The following is a 17,671-nucleotide window of genomic DNA, read 5'->3' as shown; positions in this document are numbered from 1 at the left end:
GTCACCCCGGTGTCAGCCGGAACGCGTCCAGGGCCAGGGTCATCTCGATCAGGTCCCGGGGCCGGGACAGCGAACGGGACGTGAGGTGTTCCAGCCGGCGCAGCCGGTTGAACACCGTGTTCCGGTGGCAGTACAGCCGGGTGGCCGCCCGCCCCGCCGAACCGCCGTACTCCAGCCAGGCGTCCAGCGTCTCCAGCAGTACGGCCCGGTCGGACGGGTCGAGTTCGAGCAGCGGGCCGAAGACGTCCGCGATCAGCCGGGCGGCGAGTTCCGGCTGGCTGACCACCAACGCCGTGGGTAAGCAGGCGTCGAGACGGACCATCAGCTGGGAGCCGGGCGCGATCGTCCGTAACGCCGTCTCGGCCAGTCTCCGCGCCAGGCCCAGCTCGGCGAGGCTCTCCACCACCGGGCTGATCCCGCCGGGCCCTGGACAGGGCCGGCCCAACTCCTCGGCCAGCTCGGCGAGTCCGGCGTCCGGCTCCAGGGCCACCACCGCGATCTCGCAGTCGGCCCGCATCCGCCAGAAGAACCGCATGCCCTCGGCGGCGGTGATCCGCTCGAACGGCTCGCGCCCGCCCTGCCGTTCGACCCGGACCACGACCACCGCGTACCGCCCCTGCTCCGGCAGATCGAGACCCGCCGCCGCGCGGGCCGCGAGCCCCGGTGAGGCCCGGCCCTCCAGCAGGGCGTCCAGCAACGCCTGGACCCGTTCGTCACTGCGTCGGTGCATTTCCCGCTCCGTCGTCCGGTACGCCTCCGCCACCGCGGTCGCCTGGACATCCACCCCCGACCACATGTGGGACGCCGTGTGCACCAGTAACGGCAGGTCCGCCGGGTCCTGTTCGCCGACGATCCGCAGCAGTTCGTCCCAGACCAGATAGCCCGCGTGCCGGTAGGCGTGCAGGAGGAGGTCGAGCGCCAGCCCCTGTTCGGCCCGGCGCCGGCCCAGGGCCCTGGCGTACTCCAGGTCGGGCCGGGGCGCGTCGCGCGGCGCGGTGATCGCCTCGATGCCGTACCGCATGGCCCGGTCGATCTGCTGCCAGTGCTCGTCGCGCGGCACGGCGAGGTCGAACTGGACGGAATGCGCGCGCAGTTCCTCGATCAGCTGGTCGGTGAGGCGTGGTACCCGGTCCAGCAGCGCGCGCGAGGCGCTCGCCAGAACGGACCACTCGCGATCGGTACGCGCTCGGTGGCCACCCATGGCTCGTGAGGATGCCATCGACGGCCCCGGCGGGACAGCCCCCCGGCCGGAAGAGCTCCAGGACCGCCGTGCGGTGTTGTGCGCGTGCACAACGGGGGCGGTGCGCCGCTGGTCATCGGCAGCGATTGTGCCCGGCGTCGTGGACGCTGCCACCGCCCGGTGTTGTGGTGTGGCTCCGGACGGACGGCCGCCCCCGGGCGGCCCGGAGGAACGGAGGCCCTGGGATGACCGCGCTCGAAGTGCGTGCGCTGTCCGTCGGTTACGGTCCGGTGCGGGCCCTGCGCGAGGTGTCCCTCGACGTGCCGCCCGGCCGGATCGTCGCCGTGCTCGGTGGGAACGGCGCGGGCAAGTCCACGCTGCTGCGCGCCATTTCACGCACCCTCCGGTTCCACCGGGGGAGGGCGGGCGCGGGCACGGTCCGGTTCGACGGCCGCCCGCTGGACGGGCTCGCGCCGGCCCGGGTGGTCGCCGCGGGGGTGGTCCATGTCCCGGAGGGGCGGCAGGTGTTCGCCCGGATGACGGTCGCGGACAACCTGCGGGCGGGTGCGCTGGGGGCGCGGGGCGGCCGCAAGGAGGCCGCGCGGAGCCTGGCACGGGTACGGGAGCTGTTCCCCGTACTCGCGGACCGCGCGCAGCAGCGAGCCGGGCTCCTCTCCGGCGGCGAGCAGCAAATGCTGGCGCTGGGACGGGCATTGATGGCCCGGCCGAAGCTGCTGCTCCTGGACGAGCCGTCGCTGGGACTGGCCCCGCTGATGGCCGCGCGGATCGCGGAGACCGTCCAGGAGATCAACGCCACCGGCACGTCGGTCCTGCTGGTGGAACAGAACGCGGCGATCGCCCTGCGGCTGGCCTCGACGGCCTACGTCCTGGAGGTCGGCGAGGTCACCCTCGAAGGCGCCGCGGCGACCCTGGCGGCGTCGGACGAGGTGAGACGCCGCTACCTGGGCGTGGCCGACGAATCGGCGGCGGCGGACGCGGCCGACGCGGTCGCCTCCGCCCCGACCCTGAGGCGGTGGACCGCATGAACCCGCCCCCCAACCCCCCGCCCGCCACGAAGCCGCCCACCTCGCCACCGGGCCCCGACGCGCCCCCCACCCTGACCCTCACCGACCTCACCGTCCGCTTCGCCGGGCTCACCGCTCTCGACGGCGTCTCCTTCACCGTCGAGCCCGGCAGTGTGCACGCCGTCATCGGACCCAACGGCGCCGGCAAGTCCACCTGCTTCAACGTCCTTTCCGGTGTCTACCGGGCCACGGCCGGCAGCGTCCGTCTCGGTGACACCGAGCTGACCGGCCTCGCCCCGCACCGGATCGCCGCCCTCGGCATCGCCCGTACGTTCCAGAACCTCGCCCTGCCCCCGCACGCCACCGTCGCCGACAGCATGCTGCTCGGCCGCCACCGGCTCACCCGCGCCGGGTTCCTCGCCACCGGGCTCGGGCTGCCCTCCGCCGCCCGCGAGGCCCGCCGCCACCGGGCCAGGGTCGCCGAGATCGCCGAGTTCGTCGGGCTCGCCGACGACCTCGACCGCCCGGCCGGGACCCTCCCGTACGGCAAACAGAAACTCGTCGAACTGGGCCGCGCCCTCTGCATGGAGCCCCGCGTGCTCCTCCTGGACGAGCCCGTCGCCGGGATGACCGCCGACGAACGGCGCCGTACGGCCGCCGTCGTCTCCGGGGTGCGCGACAGCCTCGGCATCTCGATCGTGCTCGTCGAACACGACATGGGGGTGGTGATGCGGCTCGCCGACACGGTGACCGTCCTCGACTTCGGCCGCGGCATCGCGAGCGGCCCGCCCGCGCGCGTACAGAACGATCCCGCCGTCGTACGCGCCTACCTGGGCGCCGACGCCGCGCCCGACCCCGCCGAGCAGGAGCCGACGCCGTGACCACCTTCATCGAACTCCTCCTCGGCGGCCTGTCGATGGGCTCCGTCTACGCCCTGATCGCCCTCGGCTTCGTGGTCATCTTCAAGGCCACCGAGGTCGTCAACTTCGCCCACGCGTCCCTCCTCCTGGCGGGCGGCTACCTCACCGCCGTCCTCCACGACGACCTCGGCTTCTGGCCCGCGCTCGCCGTCGGCGTCGCGGGCGCGGCGGTGGTCGGGTCCGCCGTCGAGTTCCTGGTGATGCGCCGCTACCGGGGCTCCGACCACAGCGTCCTCGCCATCGTCACCATCGGCGTCGACATCCTGCTCACCACCGAACTCACCCGCCGCCTCGGCACGGACGTGCTCGCGCTCGGCGACCCCTGGGGCGACCGCGTCCTCACCTTCGGCGGCGTAACCCTCGCCCAGACCCGGGTCGCCGCGTTCGTCGCCGCCGCCCTGCTCATCACCGCGTTCCTGCTCGCCTTCCGGTACACCACCTGGGGCGTCGCCATGCGCGCGGCGGCCGAGAACCCCACCACCGCCGCGCTGATGGGCGTACGGCTCGGCCGCGTCTCGCTCTCCGCGTGGGCGGTCGCCGGGGCGCTCGCCGCTGTCGCCGCGCTCTTCCTCACCGTCTTCCCGACCCCCGGCCTCGAACGCGCCACCTCCCTCGCCGCCCTCAAGGCCTTCCCCGCCGCCATCCTCGGCGGCCTCGACTCGACCACCGGCGCCCTGGCGGGCGGACTGATCGTGGGGGTCACCGAATCCCTCGCCACCGGCTACCAGAGCGATCTGGCCTTCCTGGGACGGGGGATCGGCGATCTCGCGCCCTACCTCGTGATGGTCGCCGTCCTCCTCGTCCGGCCCGCCGGTCTCTTCGGCACGAAGGAGCCGGCCCGTGTCTGACGTCCGCACCCCTGAGGGCTCGACCGCTGACGGCTCGTCAAAGTCCGGCCCCGCCAAGCGACTCGACCGCCCCCGCCGACACGGGCGCCTCCCCGCCGGCCCCCGCCCCTACCTGTGGACCGCCACCACCGTCGTCCTCCTCGCCCTCCCCTTCTACGCCGACCGCTTCTGGCTCCAGGCCGGCCTCTTCGCGATGGCCGCCGCGATCGGCGCCATCGGCCTCAACCTGCTCACCGGCGCCACCGGCCAACTCTCCATGGGACACGCCTTCTTCCTCGCCGTCGGCGCGTACGGCTACTGCGTCTTCGCCGGCGACGGCCGCGCCGAGAACGGCCACCGCCTCGTCGGCCTGGGCCTGCCCACCTGGCTGGCCGCCGTCCTCGCCGTCCTCCTCGCGGGCCTGGCCGGCGGCCTGTTCAGCCCCATCGCGGGCCGGCTGCGCGGCGCGTACCTGGGCATCGCCACCCTCGCCCTGATCTTCATCGGCCAGCACCTCCTCTTCAACGCCGGTGACCTGACAGGGGGGTTCAACGGCCGGGCCGTCCCGCCGCTCTCCCTCTTCGGCGTCACCTTCGACGACACGGAGACCGTCGTGGCGGCCGTCCCCTTCCACTCCTCGGAGAAACTCTGGTACGCGGGCCTCGCCGCCCTCCTCGCGGGCGGCCTCTTCGCCCGCGGCGTGCTGCGCGGACGGCCGGGACGCGCCATGAACGCCATCCGCGACCACCGCGTCGCCGCCGGGGTGATGGGCGTCCCGGTGGCCCGTTACCGCGCCGCCGTCTTCGTCCTGTCCTCGATGTACGCGGGGCTCGCCGGCGTCCTGCTCGCCCTGCTCTTCCAGCGCACCGTGCCCGACTACTTCGGCATGGTCCTCGCCCTCGAATACCTGGCGATGATCGTCATCGGCGGTCTCGGGACCGTCGCGGGCGCCGTCGTCGGCGCCGCCTTCGTCTCGCTGCTGCCCCAACTCCTCACCCACTACAGCGACAGCCTGCCGCTGGTCTCCGACCCCGGCACCGGAGGTCTCGCCCCCGGTGAGGCCTCCCGCTACCTGTACGGCGCCGCGATCGTCGCGGTGGTCCTGTTCCTGCCCGGCGGTCTCACCCGCCCGACTCTGTCCCCACGGTCCTCACGGGAGAAGACATGACCCCATCAGCCCGTCACACCCTGAGAGGCGGCGCCGCACTCCTGGCCGCCCTGGCCCTCGCCCTCACCGCGTGCAGCGGGAAGGCCACCGAGAAGGACACGAAGAGCGAGGACGCCGGGGGAGTACGGACCGGGGTCGGCGTCACCGCGAAGACCATCAAGCTCGGCGTACTCACCGACATGACCGGCGTGTACGCCTCCCTCGGCAAAAGCGTCACCCAGGCCCAGCAGTTGTGGGCGAAGCAGACCAACGCGGCGGGCGGGATCTGTGGCCGTACGATCGAGCTGACCGTACGCGACCACGGCTACGACCCGCAGAAGGCCGTCGCCGCGTACACTGAACTCGCCCCCGGGGTCCTCGGCTTCGCCCAGTTCATCGGCTCGCCGTTCGTCGCCGCCGTCGAGCCGCGCATCGACGGCCAGGACAAGGGACTTGTGCTCCCGCAGGCGTGGTCGGCGTCGCTCCTCGGCAGCCCGTACGTCCGTGTGATCGGTGCCACGTACGACGTCGAGACCATCAACGCCGTCGACTACCTCCTCGCGCAGAAGCGCGTCGCGAAGGGCGACAAGATCGGCCATGTCTACTTCGAGGGCGACTACGGCGAGAACGCGCTCGTGGGGTCCAAGTACGCCGCCCAGCAGGCCGGGTTGACCGTCGTCGAGCAGAAGATCAAACCGACGGACAACGACATGTCGGCTCAGGTCGCCGCGCTCAAGCGGGCCGGCGTCAAGGCGGTCATCGTCAGCGCGGGCCCCCGCCAGGCCGCCTCGCTCGTCGGGGTCGCCGCGGCCACCGGCTTCCAGGTGCCGGTCATCGGGAACAACTCCGCCTTCGCGCCCCAACTCCTCGCCACCCCGGCCGGACCCGCCCTGATGAAGGACTACTACGTCGCCTCCTCCACCCTCCCCATCGGCTCCGGGGAACCGGCCCCGGCGAAGCTCGCGAAGGAGTACGCGGCGGCCTACCCCGAGGACGTGCTCGACAACGGCGTGGTCGCCGGATACACCGCCGGGCAGGTCTACGGCGATGTCCTCAAGAAGGCCTGCGCGGCGAAGGACCTGACGCGGGAGGGGGTCGGCAAGGCGCTGCTCACCGTGACCGCGTACCGGAGCGGCTTCGGCATCACGCACGACTTCTCCGACCCGGCGGCGCCGTCCACCCGCGAGTCCGTGATCATGAAGCCGGACGACAAGGTCCCCGGCGGCCTGCGCGTGGTGCGCCCCGCCGAGGTCGCGAAGGCGGCGGAGTCCTTCCAGGTCGGCGGCTGAGGTCCGGTCTACAGTCGGGGCGTGCGGATACGGAACGCCCGCCCCGACGAGGCGCGGACCCTGAGTGCGCTCATGCTGCGGTCGAAGGCGCACTGGGGGTACGACGCCGCGTTCCTGGCGGCCTGCCGGGACGAACTCACCCTCGCGGCCGACGAGTTGGCGGTCCGGCGGGTGGTGGTCGCGGAGGACGCGCGGTCCGGGGAACTCCTCGGTGTGGCCTCGCTGGAGGGCGAGGCCCCGGACGGCACACTCGGCCTGCTGTTCGTGGAGCCGGGCCTGATCGGCCGTGGCATCGGCAGGACGCTGTACGCACACCTCCTCGACACCGCCCGCGCGGCCGGCTTCACCCGGCTCACGATCCACTCCGACCCGCACGCGGTCGGCTTCTACCGCGCCCTCGGCGCCCGGGCCGTCCCCGGGGGCGGCCCACTGCCCCTGCTCCAGGTGGAGTTGCCCGCGCGTGCGGGGTGGCTGCGGGCGTGGACCGGGGGGCGGCGGGCCGTACACCTGGGCAATGTCGCGGAATTCCAGGCCCAGTTCGGGCCGGTGAGCCCGGCGGGGCTGCGGGCGGCCGGGCACTATGCGTGCCTGGCGGCGCTGATCGGGCCTCATCCGGCCGCGGTGGTCCTGCCCCGGGCCGTCCCGGCCGGCTGGATCGGGTTGCTGGAGCGGCAACTGGCGTGGGAACAGGTGGAGATGTACGACGACGTGGGAGACGGGCGGCCTGGCGGCGGCGACCTTGGCGGCCGCGTCGGCGGCGGTGATGCCGTTTCCGGCGAAGGCTCTGCCGACCGCAACGATGATCGCTCCGGTGATCACTTCGCCACCCTGGCGGCCGGTGTCCTGGCCCGCCCCGCCCTCGCCGCCCGGCTGCGCGGCCTCGGTGTGCCCTTCGTCGCCTGGGGCCACACCGCCGCCTCGGCGGAGCTGTCCGGCCTCCCGCTCCCGCCCGGCGCCCTGCGTCACGAGTCCAAGCGGGCGTCCCACGCGCTCTTCACCGCGCTGGCCCCGGCCCACCCGGACATCACCGTCCCCGCGCAGTGGCACGTCCCCGGCCGCGCCGCCGCCGCACGGCGGATCGCGGTGCGGGCGCTCTCCGGTGCGGGCAGTGTCGTCAAGACCGAGCACGGCGTGGGTGGTTCGGGCACTCGGGTGATCACGTCTCCCCGCCACTTGGTGCCCGCGCTGCGCGGGCTGCCGGCCGGACCTCTCCTCGTGGAGGAGTATCTGACCGACACCACGTCCCCCGGCGATCCGACGTACGACGGGGTGGTGGACGCGGCGGGCAGGGTGCACACGGTCGGCGTCGGCGCGATGGACGTACGCGGCACGGCCTACCAGGGCGTGACGGTGGGCCCCGGAGCCGTACCCGACCGGGTGGAGACGGCCGCACGGACCTTCGGCGAAGCGGTCGGCCGGGAACTGGCGGCGAACGGCTACCGGGGCTGGTACGACGTCGACTTCGTCGCCGCGCCCGGGGGCCGCCTCGCCCCCACGGAAATCAACCTCCGGCTCACGGGCCCTTCGGTGGCCTTCATGGCGAAGGCCCGCCTGGACGAGACGAGGGGCGGCGCCCATGTGGTGCGCTCGGTGGACCAGATCCCCCTGGGCGCGCGCCTGCCCGACGCCGAACTCATGGACTGGCTGGACGACTTGACGGTCCGCTGTACGAGGATCGGCGCGACGCTGCTCCCCACCATCCCCACCGCGGCGTTCGAACCGTCCCCCTGGGTGGGGGTGCTGCTGGCTGCCCGAACGTTCGTCGTCCTGGACAGGGCGGAGGAGTTGGTCCGTACCGCGAGCCGTGACCTGGGCGGGATGTTCACGGACCCGGGCTGACCAGTCTCCGGTCGCGCCGCTGGCCTCGCCGCACGGGGCGCGGCTTACTGATGTCCTCAATCGCCGGACGGGCTTGATTTTGCCCGCCGCGGGTCGGCCCCCGACGCCAGGCCGCGGACACGTCCTGCCGGCTCCGCCACAAGGCCGCCCGGCGCCTCGCGACCGCCCGAGCCGCCCTCCGCACGGCGGCCCTCCGGCCCACGCCGACACCATGACGACGGCCCCAGGCCAAGTCCGCGAAGCGGCGCCCGTCCCGCGAGGCCTGGCGTGCACGCTCGCCGCGCGGTTGGCTGGGCGACTTGACGGTCCGCTGTACGAGGATCGGCGCGACGCTGCTCCCCATCATTTGAACCGTCCCCGTGCGTGGGGGTGCTGCTGGCCGCGCGGACGCTAGGCGCTCTGGGCAGGGCGGAGGAGCTGGTCCGGATGTTCATACCCGAGGTGACCAGTCTCCCGCTGGCCTCACCGCACAGGGGGCGCGGCTTACTGATGTCCTCAATCGCCGGACGGGCTTGATTTTGCCCGCCGCGGGCCGACCCCGACGCCAGGCCGCGGACACGTCCTGCCGGCTCCGCCACAAGGCCGCCCGGCGCCTCGCGACCGCCCGAGCCGCCCTCCGCACGGCGGCCCTCCGGCCCACGCCGACACCATGACGACGGCCCCAGGCCAAGTCCGCGAAGCGGCGTCCGTCCCACGAGGCCTGGCGTGTGCGCTCGCGGCGTCGGCGGACTGGCCCGGTACGTTCCGTACGAGGTCGGTCTTTTGCCGTGCCAGCGCGCGCGCCGGTCGCCGTGGTCCCCCGGTCCGATGCCACTTCGCGGGCACCTCCCCCAGGAGGTACGCCGTCGGGCGCAGGGCCGCTTCGGCGGGGGCGTTCCGGCGTTCGTGGGTGAGGGGCGCGCTTACTTGGGCGGAGGCGTCGCCGGTCGTCGTATCGCCCATAGCGCCACGATCGCCGCCGCCAGCATCAGTGGGACGTTGAAGGAGTAGACCAGCGCGGCCTGGCGCTCCCAGTCGTGTTTGGTGGCCAGGCGGTAGAAGTTGTCCTGCGGCCACCAGGCCACCAGGAGCCAGACGACCGCCAGGTGTGCCAGCGTGGTCAGCGTGCCGGGACCGCCCCGCCGTACCATCGCCCGCCGCCCCGCCAGCAGGAACCCCGCCCCCACGCCGAAGGCCACACCCTCGATGACGTACAGCAGGCCGAAGAGGCCGCTCCAGGGGCCCGGGATCCCGGTCCTGTCCGTGGCGCCCGGCCAGAAGACATCGGTCAGGGCGAAGGACAGGAAGCAGGCGACGACCCCCACGACCCCGCCCGCCACGAGGTGGCCCGGCACACTCTCGCCGCCGCCGCTGCCTCCCTTGCCGACGGCCCGGCCGGCCCCGGCGAGCGGTGGCAACGGCAGGGCGCCCCGGTCGACCTTCCCCGCCGCGTTCCTCGGCAGCGCGCGCAGCCGGACCACCAGGTCGGGCAGGTCGCCCGCCGGGACCAGACCCGACAGCCCGGCCCGCAGGGACGCGGCCGTCGGGGTGGCGCCCTCGGCCGGTACGACGAAGGCGACAATCCGCTGTCCGGTACGGCCCTGCTCGCCCGTGACCACGGCCGCCTCGACCTCCGGGTGACCGGCGAGCGCGGCCTCGATCCGGTACGTGTCCACCGTCCGGCCCGCGATCGTGACGCGCTGGTCCAGCCGCCCCCGGAACTCGAGCGGCCCGTCCCCCTCCCGCCGCCCCACGTCCCCGGTCGGCACGGCGTCCCCGCCCCCGGGCGGCGTCAGCCAGATCTCGCCCTTGCGGACCCCCGCCGCGCAGCCGGGGAACGGCACCCCGAGATACGCGGCCCGCTCCGGACGCGCGACCGGGCCCGCGAGCTGCCGCGGCTCGAACCACGTGCCGCAACCGGCCACCTCGGCGGTCCCGTACACCGCGAGCACCCGGGCGTCCGGCGCGGAAAGGAGCCCCTGGAGCCGGAGCTGCTCGCCGAGCGACAGCGGCTCCCCACCGACGAGCAACAGCCGCAGCTCGGGCAGCTCACGCGCCACCAGCCGGACGGCCCCCGCCGGACCCACCTCGGCGACGGTGACCCGCTCGGCCAGGGCCTGATGCCCGGCGGCCTGGGATCCGGCGGCGTACGATCCGGCGGCGTCCGGCTGCCCGCCGGCACCAGGTCCGCCGGCGGTCCACCCGCCCGCTGCGACCTCCCGCGCCCCGTCGCCGAGGACCAGCGTCGCGCCCGAGCACAGCGCCCGTATCCACGCGCCGGTGAAGTCGGTCGTCTCCGGCCGCGCGAGCGTCAGCAGCCGGTCCTCAGGCGTCAGCCCGAGGACCCCGGCCCAGGCCGCGTGCGCCGCGCGCAGCAGGCCGTGCCCGCACGCGACCGGCCTCGCCTCACCGGTGGTCCCGGCGGTGAACAGGACGGTGGCCGCGCCTTGTGCCCCGTCGCCCCCGCTCACGCCCCCGCCCGCGCCGGACGTCAGGGCCCCGGATGCGCCGTCGGTACGGCCGGCCCCGTGGGGCGAGACCCGCCGGTCCTCCGGGATGTCCTCCTCGTCCAGCAGCACTGCGGGCCGCCCGCCCTCGTCCACCCCCGCCAGCAGCGCCCGGTGAGTCAGGACGGCCCCCGCCCGTACGGCCTCCAGCCGTCGCCCGATCTCCCGGCGTGGCGTGGCCGGTGCGATCACCGTGTACGCGTGCCCCGCCTTCAGTACCGCCAGCATCGCCACCACCGCGTCCGGCCCCCGGTCCGTGGCGATGGCCAGCGTCGCGCCCGGCGGGGGCAGCCCCTTCGTCACGGACAGGCGGGCCGCCAGCCGGGCGGCCGCCGCGTCCAGCTCCCCGTACGTGAGCCGGGCCGGCCCCGCGATCAGCGCCGTCCGCTCCGGCCCCCGGCGGACGTGATCTTCGAACAGCTGATGTATCGATCCCCCTGCCATCCGCCGATGATCCCAGACCGGCACAGGGGTGAGGAAGGGCGCAAAAGGGCCCGGGTGCCGAAAGCACCCGGGCCCTTTCCGTACAAACTCGTGACCGCTACGGCAGCTGCGCCGCCCGCGCCTCGCGACGGTTGTCGCGGAACGTGTTCACCCGCCGCGCCGTGGCGAAGAGCGGAATCACCGCCCCCGTCACCACCTGGAGCGCACACCCCGTCTGGAGCAGCAGCTGACCTCCCGGCGCGTCGAACGCCCAGGCCGCCAGCAGCCCCATCGAGACCACGATCCAGCTGAGCATCGCCACCGCGAGCACCCCCCGCGGCTTCGGGTACTCGACCCGGCTCACCATCAGCCACGCCACCCCGATGATCGCGAGCAGCGTCGGTACGAACGGCAGCTCCAGCAGCACGATCGAGATGACCGTCAGTGCGCCGAACGGGCTCGGCATGCCCTGGAACATGCCGTCCCTGATCGTCACACACGAGAATCTGGCCAGCCTGAGCACCACCGCCAGCAGCACCACGATCGCCGCCAGCGCCGAGACCCGCTGATGCGCGTCGTCCGCGACCATGCCGTACACCAGTACGAAGTACGCCGGCGCGAGGCCGAAGCTGATCAGGTCGGAGAGGTTGTCCAGCTCCGCGCCCATCGGCGAGCTGCGGAGCTTGCGCGCCACCAGTCCGTCGAACAGGTCGAAGATCGCCGCGCAGAGCATGAGGATCACGGCCGTGGCGGCGGAGTGCCGCGCCATGCCGCTCTCGTCGCTGCCCGTGAGGTGCGGGATCAGGATGCCGGTGGTGGTGAAGTACACCGCCATGAAGCCGCAGGTGGCGTTACCGAGCGTGAGTGTGTCCGCTATCGACAGTCTCATCGACAGCGGCATGTCCTCCGCGTCGTCCTCCGCCTGGGCCTCGGCGACCCAGCCGGCTTGCGTCTCGGGATCAATCACGGTCAATTCGAGTCACCCCTGCGGTCGTGGTCTGACCGACCTCGACGGCGACATCGACACCTTCCGGAAGGTAGATGTCGACGCGTGAGCCGAAACGGATGAGGCCGATGCGCTCGCCCTGTTCCACCTTGGTGCCCTGGGGGAGGTACGGGACGATGCGGCGGGCCACGGCGCCCGCGATCTGCACCATCTCGATGTCGCCCAGCTCGGTGTCGAAGTGCCAGACAACGCGCTCGTTGTTCTCGCTCTCCTTGTTGAACGCCGGGACGAATCCGCCCGGGATGTGCTCGACCGAGGTCACCGTGCCCGCGAGGGGGGCGCGGTTCACATGGACGTTCAGCGGGCTCATGAAGATGGCGACCCGGGTGCGCCCGTCCTTCCACGGCATGATGCTCTGCACCACTCCGTCGGCCGGCGAGATGACCCGGGCCTGGGTGATCTCCCGCTCGGGGTCGCGGAAGAACCACAGCATGCCCGCCGCGAGCGCGGTGGCGGGTACGGCGAGAACGGCGGCGCGCCGCGAGTGGCGCGCCCTGACCAGGCTGATCGCGGCGGTGGCGACGGTCGGCAGAAGCCACGGCGATGCTCCGCGCGCGAGGCGGACCCGGCCGCGTGGTGCAGAGGTTTGGCTGTGGGGCATGGATGACCTTCGTAGCGGATGATGCCGCGCTGGCAACGGGGGACGGCGGCTTTACAACGATGGTATCGGTTGCGACGAGCAACTGAGCAAGCCAGCAGCCGAGTCGAGCGGCTTGAAGCCAGCGGGAGAGGACAACAGGGTGTGATCTTCTTCGCGGCAAAATCGGCTCAAAAGAGACAATCAGCCCTGGATTTGATACTCCTCCAGCAGTCGCCGGCCAATGATCATTTTCTGGATCTCGGCGGTACCTTCGCCGATCAGCAGCATCGGCGCCTCGCGGTACAGGCGCTCGATCTCGTACTCCTTGGAGAAGCCGTAACCGCCGTGGATCCGGAAGGCGTCCTCGACGACTTCCTTGCAGTATTCGGACGCGAGGTACTTCGCCATCCCTGCCTCCAGGTCGTTTCGTTCCCCGGAGTCCTTTTTGCGTGCCGCGTTGACCATCATCGCATGCGCCGCTTCGACCTTGGTGGCCATTTCGGCCAGCTTGAACTGGATCGCCTGGTGCTGGGCGATCGGCTTGCCGAACGTGTGGCGCTGCTGGGCGTACGTCACACCCAGCTCGAAGGCGCGCCGGGCGACCCCGCACCCCCGCGCGGCGACGTTCACGCGGCCGATCTCGACCCCGTCCATCATTTGGTAAAACCCACGGCCGGTGGTACCGCCGAGGACCCGATTGGCCGGAATGCGCAGTCCGTCCATGATGAGCTCGGTGGTGTCGACGCCCTTGTAGCCCATCTTGTCGATCTTCCCGGGGATGGTGAGGCCCGGACGCACCACGCCGAACCCGGGCTCCTTCTCCACCAGGAACGTGGTCATCGAGCGGTGCGGCGGCGGGGGCGGTGTGCCGTCCGGCCGCCCCTCGTCCCGCCCCTCGTCGCTGCGGCACAACACCGCGACGAGTGTGGACGTACCCCCGTTGGTGAGCCACATCTTCTGGCCGTTCAGGACGTACGCGTCGCCGTCCCTGACGCCCCTGGACGTGATGGCGGACACGTCGGAGCCCAGCGCCGGCTCGGACATCGAGAACGCCCCGCGCACCTCGCCCAGCGCCATCCTCGGCAGGAACGTGTCCTTCTGCTCGTCGGTGCCGTACCGCTCCAGCAGGTACGCCACGATGAAGTGGGTGTTGATGATCCCCGACACCGACATCCAGCCCCGGGCGATCTCCTCCACACACAGCGCGTACGTGAGGAGGGACTCACCCAGGCCGCCGTACTCCTCGGGGATCATCAGCCCGAACAGGCCGAGTTCCTTGAGGCCCTCGACGATCTGTGTCGGGTACTCGTCGCGGTGTTCCAGCTCGGTGGCGACCGGCAGGATCTCCTTGTCGGTGAAGTCCCTGACGGTCGCCAGGATCTCCCGCTGGACGTCGGTCAGTCCGGCTGTCTGGGCGAGTCGGCTCATCTCTCACTGCTCCCGGGGCTCCGGGCGGCCGGGCTGCTCGCCGCCGCGCTGGTCGATGTAGGTCTGCGTCGGCACCATCACCTTGCGGCGGAACACACACACCACCGTGCCGTCCTGCGTGTAGCCCTTCGTCTCCACGTACACGACCCCCCGGTCGCTCTTCGACCGGGACGGCGTGGTCGCCAGCACCGTCGTCTCGCCGTACAGCGTGTCGCCGTGGAAGGTCGGCGCCACGTGCCGCAGCGACTCGACCTCCAGATTGGCGATCGCCTTCCCGGAGACGTCGGGCACCGACATCCCCAGCAGCAGCGAGTAGACGTAGTTCCCCACCACGACGTTCCTGCCGAAGTCCGTCGTCTTCTCCGCGTAGTTGCTGTCGAGATGCAGGGGGTGGTGGTTCATGGTGAGCAGGCAGAAGAGATGGTCGTCGTACTCGGTCACCGTCTTGCCCGGCCAGTGCTGGTAGACGGCGCCGACCTCGAACTCCTCAAAGGTGCGTCCGAACCGCATCGTTCACCCCTCCGGGATCTCGAACGCGGTGGTACGGGTCATCCCGGCCGCCCGCCCCTTGCCCGCGATCACCAGCGCCATCTTGCGGCTCGCCTCGTCGATCATCTCGTCGCCGAGCATCGCCGACCCCTTCTTGCCGCCCGCCTCCGACGTGGCGTGGTCGTACGCGTCGAGGATCAGCTCGGCGTGGTCGTAGTCCTCCTGCGCCGGCGAGAAGATCTCGTTGGCCGCGTCGATCTGGCCCGGGTGCAGCACCCACTTGCCGTCGTAGCCGAGCGCGGCGGCCCGCCCCGCCACCTCGCGGAACGCGTCCACGTCACGGATCTGGAGGTACGGACCGTCGATCGCCTGGAGATCGTGGGTCCGGGCCGCCATCAGGATGCGCATCAGGATGTAGTGGTACGCGTCCGCGTCGTAGCCGGGGGGCTGTTGCCCGACCACCAGCGTCTTCATGTTGATCGACGCCATGAAGTCGGCCGGGCCGAAGACGATGGTCTCCAGGCGGGGCGACGCGGCGGCGATCGCGTCCACGTTCACCAGGCCCTTCGCGTTCTCGATCTGCGCCTCGATGCCGATCTTCCCGACCTCGAAGCCCATCGTCTTCTCGATCTGGGTGAGCAGCAGGTCGAGGGCGACGATCTGCTGGGCGTCCTGGACCTTCGGCAGCATCAGGCAGTCCAGGTTGTGGCCCGCCCCCTCGACCACCGTGACGACGTCGCGGTACGTCCAGTGGGTCGTCCAGTCGTTGACCCGGACGACCCGGATCTTGCCCGTCCAGTCCCCCTTGTTGAGCGCGTCCACGATGGTGTGGCGGGCACCCTCCTTGGCGAGCGGCGCGCACGCGTCCTCCAGGTCCAGGAAGACCTGGTCGGCCGCCAGCCCCTGGGCCTTCTCCAGGAACCGCGGGTTCGAGCCCGGTACGGCGAGGCACGAGCGGCGCGGGCGCAGCCGGTTCACGGGGACCTCGGTCGGGGGGAGCGCTGGGGCTGTCATGCGGAGACCTCCAAGGGGTCGAGCGGGTCGAGCTTGTTCGCCGTACGGATCTCGTCGACGATACGGCCGATGATCTCGGTGATCCCGAAGTCCTTCGGGGTGAAGACGGCGGCCACCCCGGCCGCCCGCAGCGCGGTGGCGTCGGCGCCCGGGATGATCCCGCCCACGACGACCGGGATCTCCCCGGCGCCCGCCTCGCGCAGCCGTACCAGCACGTCGGGCACGAGCGCCGCGTGCGAACCGGACAGGATCGACAGGCCGACGCAGTGCACGTCCTCGGCGAGCGCGGCGTCCACGATCTGTTCGGGGGTCAGCCGGATGCCCTGGTAGACCACTTCAAAGCCGGCGTCCCTGGCCCGTACGGCGATCTGCTCGGCGCCGTTGGAGTGGCCGTCCAGCCCCGGCTTGCCCACGAGCAGCCGCAGCCGCCCCGAGCCCAGTTCCCCGGCCGTACGCGCCACCTTGTCCCGTACGGAGGCCAGCGGGGTGCCGCTGTCCGCGCTCACCGCGACCGGCGCGCCGCCCACCCCCGTCGGCGCCCGGAACTCGCCGAACACGCCCCGCAGCGCCTCCGCCCACTCGCCGGTCGTCACCCCGGCCCGGGCGCACGCGACCGTCGCCTCCATCAGGTTGCCGGTGCCCTCGGCGGCGGCGGCCAGGGCGGCCACCGAGGCGGTCGCCCGCTCCTCGTCGCGCGCCGCCCGCCAGGCGCCCAGCGCCGCCACCACCCGCGCCTCGTTCGCCGGATCGACCGTCATGACCGCCGTGTCCAGGTCGGCGGTGAGCGGGCTGGGCTCGGTCGACTCGTAGCAGTTGACCCCGACGATCCGCTCCTCGCCCGACTCGATCCTGGCGCGCCGGGCCGTGTGCGAGGAGACCAGCTCCGACTTGAGGTAGCCGGACTCCACGGCCGCCATCGCGCCGCCCATCGCCTCGATCCGGTCCATCTCTGCCATGCTCTCCGCCACCAGCTCCTTCACCTCCGCCTCGATCACGTGCGAGCCCTCGAAGAGGTCGGGATACTCCAGCAGATCCGACTCGTCCGCCAGGACCTGCTGGATGCGCAGCGACCACTGCTGGTCCCACGGCCGGGGCAGCCCCAGCGCCTCGTTCCAGGCCGGCAGCTGTACGGCGCGGGCGCGCGCGTCCTTGGACAGCGTGACGGCCAGCATCTCCAGGACGATCCGCTGGACGTTGTTCTCCGGCTGCGCCTCCGTCAGCCCCAGCGAGTTGACCTGTACGCCGTAGCGGAACCGCCGCTGCCCGGCGTCCTCGATGCCGTACCGCTCCCGGGTCACCCGGTCCCAGATGCGGGAGAAGGCCCGCATCTTGCACATCTCCTCGACGAAGCGGACGCCCGCGTTCACGAAGAACGAGATGCGGGCGACCACCTCGCCCCTGCGATCGCCGGGGATCCGCCCCGAGTCGAACACCGCGTCCAGCACGGCGATCGCGGTGGACATCGCGTACGCGATCTCCTGGACCGGGGTGGCCCCGGCCTCCTGGAGGTGGTAGCTACAGATGTTGATCGGGTTCCACCGGGGGAGGTGGTGCACCGTGTACGTGATCATGTCGGTCGTCAGGCGCAGGCTCGGCACCGGCGGGAAGACGTGGGTCCCGCGCGAGAGGTATTCCTTGACGATGTCGTTCTGCGTCGTCCCCTGGAGCAGCGATACGTCCGCGCCCTGCTCCTCGGCGACCACCTGGTAGAGCGCCAGCAGCCACATGGCGGTGGCGTTGATGGTCATCGAGGTGTTCGTGCGCTCCAGAGGGATGTCCTCGAACAGCCGCCGCATGTCGCCGAGGTGCGAGACGGGCACCCCGACCCGGCCCACCTCGCCGCGCGCCAGGACGTGGTCGGGGTCGTAGCCGGTCTGGGTGGGCAGGTCGAACGCGACGGAGAGGCCCGTCTGCCCCTTGGCGAGGTTGCGGCGGTAGAGCGCGTTGGACGCCTCGGCCGTGGAGTGGCCCGCGTACGTCCGCATGAGCCAGGGCCGGTCCTTCGGGCGCCGCGCCAT

General features: G+C 72.3%; 14 protein-coding genes. 6 read left to right on the top strand and 8 right to left on the bottom strand.

Annotation, left to right across the window (positions count from 1 at the left end; genetic code table 11):
• Position 1 precedes the first annotated feature (1 nt).
• Complete coding sequence (locus tag ACIODU_RS10615) at positions 2–1,201, bottom strand: PucR family transcriptional regulator (protein ID WP_401766231.1); 1,200 nt, start codon at positions 1,199–1,201, stop codon at positions 2–4.
• 224 nt (positions 1,202–1,425) lie between these two features.
• Between ACIODU_RS10615 and ACIODU_RS10610 the strand changes: the two genes are divergently transcribed.
• Genes ACIODU_RS10610 through ACIODU_RS10585 form a run of 6 tightly spaced genes read left to right on the top strand, consistent with a single transcriptional unit; the run spans position 1,426 to position 8,227 of the window.
• On the top strand, positions 1,426–2,226 hold the full coding sequence (locus ACIODU_RS10610; protein ID WP_401766228.1) for an ABC transporter ATP-binding protein: 801 nt from the start codon (positions 1,426–1,428) through the stop codon (positions 2,224–2,226).
• The gene (locus ACIODU_RS10605) at positions 2,223–3,086 is read left to right on the top strand and encodes an ABC transporter ATP-binding protein (protein WP_401766746.1); all 864 of its coding nucleotides are present in this window, start codon (positions 2,223–2,225) and stop codon (positions 3,084–3,086) included. The genes ACIODU_RS10610 and ACIODU_RS10605 overlap by 4 nt, the downstream gene beginning before the upstream one ends.
• Positions 3,083–3,973 (top strand): branched-chain amino acid ABC transporter permease, encoded by an 891-nt coding sequence (locus tag ACIODU_RS10600; protein WP_401766225.1) that lies wholly within the window; start codon positions 3,083–3,085, stop codon positions 3,971–3,973. The genes ACIODU_RS10605 and ACIODU_RS10600 overlap by 4 nt, the downstream gene beginning before the upstream one ends.
• Positions 3,966–5,120 (top strand): branched-chain amino acid ABC transporter permease, encoded by a 1,155-nt coding sequence (locus ACIODU_RS10595; protein WP_356422011.1) that lies wholly within the window; start codon positions 3,966–3,968, stop codon positions 5,118–5,120. The genes ACIODU_RS10600 and ACIODU_RS10595 overlap by 8 nt, the downstream gene beginning before the upstream one ends.
• Positions 5,117–6,388, top strand: a complete 1,272-nt coding sequence (locus ACIODU_RS10590; RefSeq protein WP_401766221.1) for an ABC transporter substrate-binding protein — start codon at positions 5,117–5,119, stop codon at positions 6,386–6,388. The genes ACIODU_RS10595 and ACIODU_RS10590 overlap by 4 nt, the downstream gene beginning before the upstream one ends.
• Before the next feature lie 21 nt (positions 6,389–6,409).
• On the top strand, positions 6,410–8,227 hold the full coding sequence (locus tag ACIODU_RS10585) for a GNAT family N-acetyltransferase (RefSeq protein WP_401766218.1): 1,818 nt from the start codon (positions 6,410–6,412) through the stop codon (positions 8,225–8,227).
• Positions 8,228–9,129: 902 nt separating this feature from the next.
• Here ACIODU_RS10585 and ACIODU_RS10580 read toward each other — a convergent pair.
• From ACIODU_RS10580 to ACIODU_RS10550, 7 genes are all read right to left on the bottom strand, one after another.
• The gene (locus ACIODU_RS10580; protein ID WP_401766216.1) at positions 9,130–11,157 is read right to left on the bottom strand and encodes an AMP-binding protein; all 2,028 of its coding nucleotides are present in this window, start codon (positions 11,155–11,157) and stop codon (positions 9,130–9,132) included.
• Positions 11,158–11,254: 97 nt separating this feature from the next.
• Positions 11,255–12,109 carry a CDP-diacylglycerol--serine O-phosphatidyltransferase gene (gene pssA, locus ACIODU_RS10575; RefSeq protein ID WP_208298547.1) on the bottom strand — a complete coding sequence of 285 codons (855 nt, stop codon included), beginning with the start codon at positions 12,107–12,109 and terminating at the stop codon, positions 11,255–11,257.
• Positions 12,096–12,743: a phosphatidylserine decarboxylase gene (locus tag ACIODU_RS10570; protein WP_161309119.1), complete on the bottom strand. Its 648-nt coding sequence runs from the start codon at positions 12,741–12,743 to the stop codon at positions 12,096–12,098. The genes pssA and ACIODU_RS10570 overlap by 14 nt, the downstream gene beginning before the upstream one ends.
• A gap of 180 nt (positions 12,744–12,923) precedes the next feature.
• Entirely contained in the window at positions 12,924–14,150 is a 1,227-nt protein-coding gene (locus ACIODU_RS10565; protein ID WP_401766212.1) for an acyl-CoA dehydrogenase family protein, read from the bottom strand.
• 3 nt (positions 14,151–14,153) lie between these two features.
• Complete coding sequence (locus tag ACIODU_RS10560; protein WP_401766209.1) at positions 14,154–14,660, bottom strand: MaoC family dehydratase; 507 nt, start codon at positions 14,658–14,660, stop codon at positions 14,154–14,156.
• A 3-nt stretch (positions 14,661–14,663) separates the two neighbouring features.
• Positions 14,664–15,653, bottom strand: a complete 990-nt coding sequence (locus tag ACIODU_RS10555) for an HpcH/HpaI aldolase/citrate lyase family protein (protein WP_401766206.1) — start codon at positions 15,651–15,653, stop codon at positions 14,664–14,666.
• Positions 15,650–17,671 (bottom strand): protein meaA, encoded by a 2,022-nt coding sequence (locus ACIODU_RS10550; protein WP_401766203.1) that lies wholly within the window; start codon positions 17,669–17,671, stop codon positions 15,650–15,652. Before ACIODU_RS10550 ends, ACIODU_RS10555 begins: the two co-directional genes overlap by 4 nt.

Origin of the sequence: Streptomyces sp. NPDC088261 (assembly GCF_044740805.1) — a bacterium.
Taxonomy (GTDB): domain Bacteria; phylum Actinomycetota; class Actinomycetes; order Streptomycetales; family Streptomycetaceae; genus Streptomyces.
This window is presented reverse-complemented; position numbering and strand designations above follow the sequence as displayed.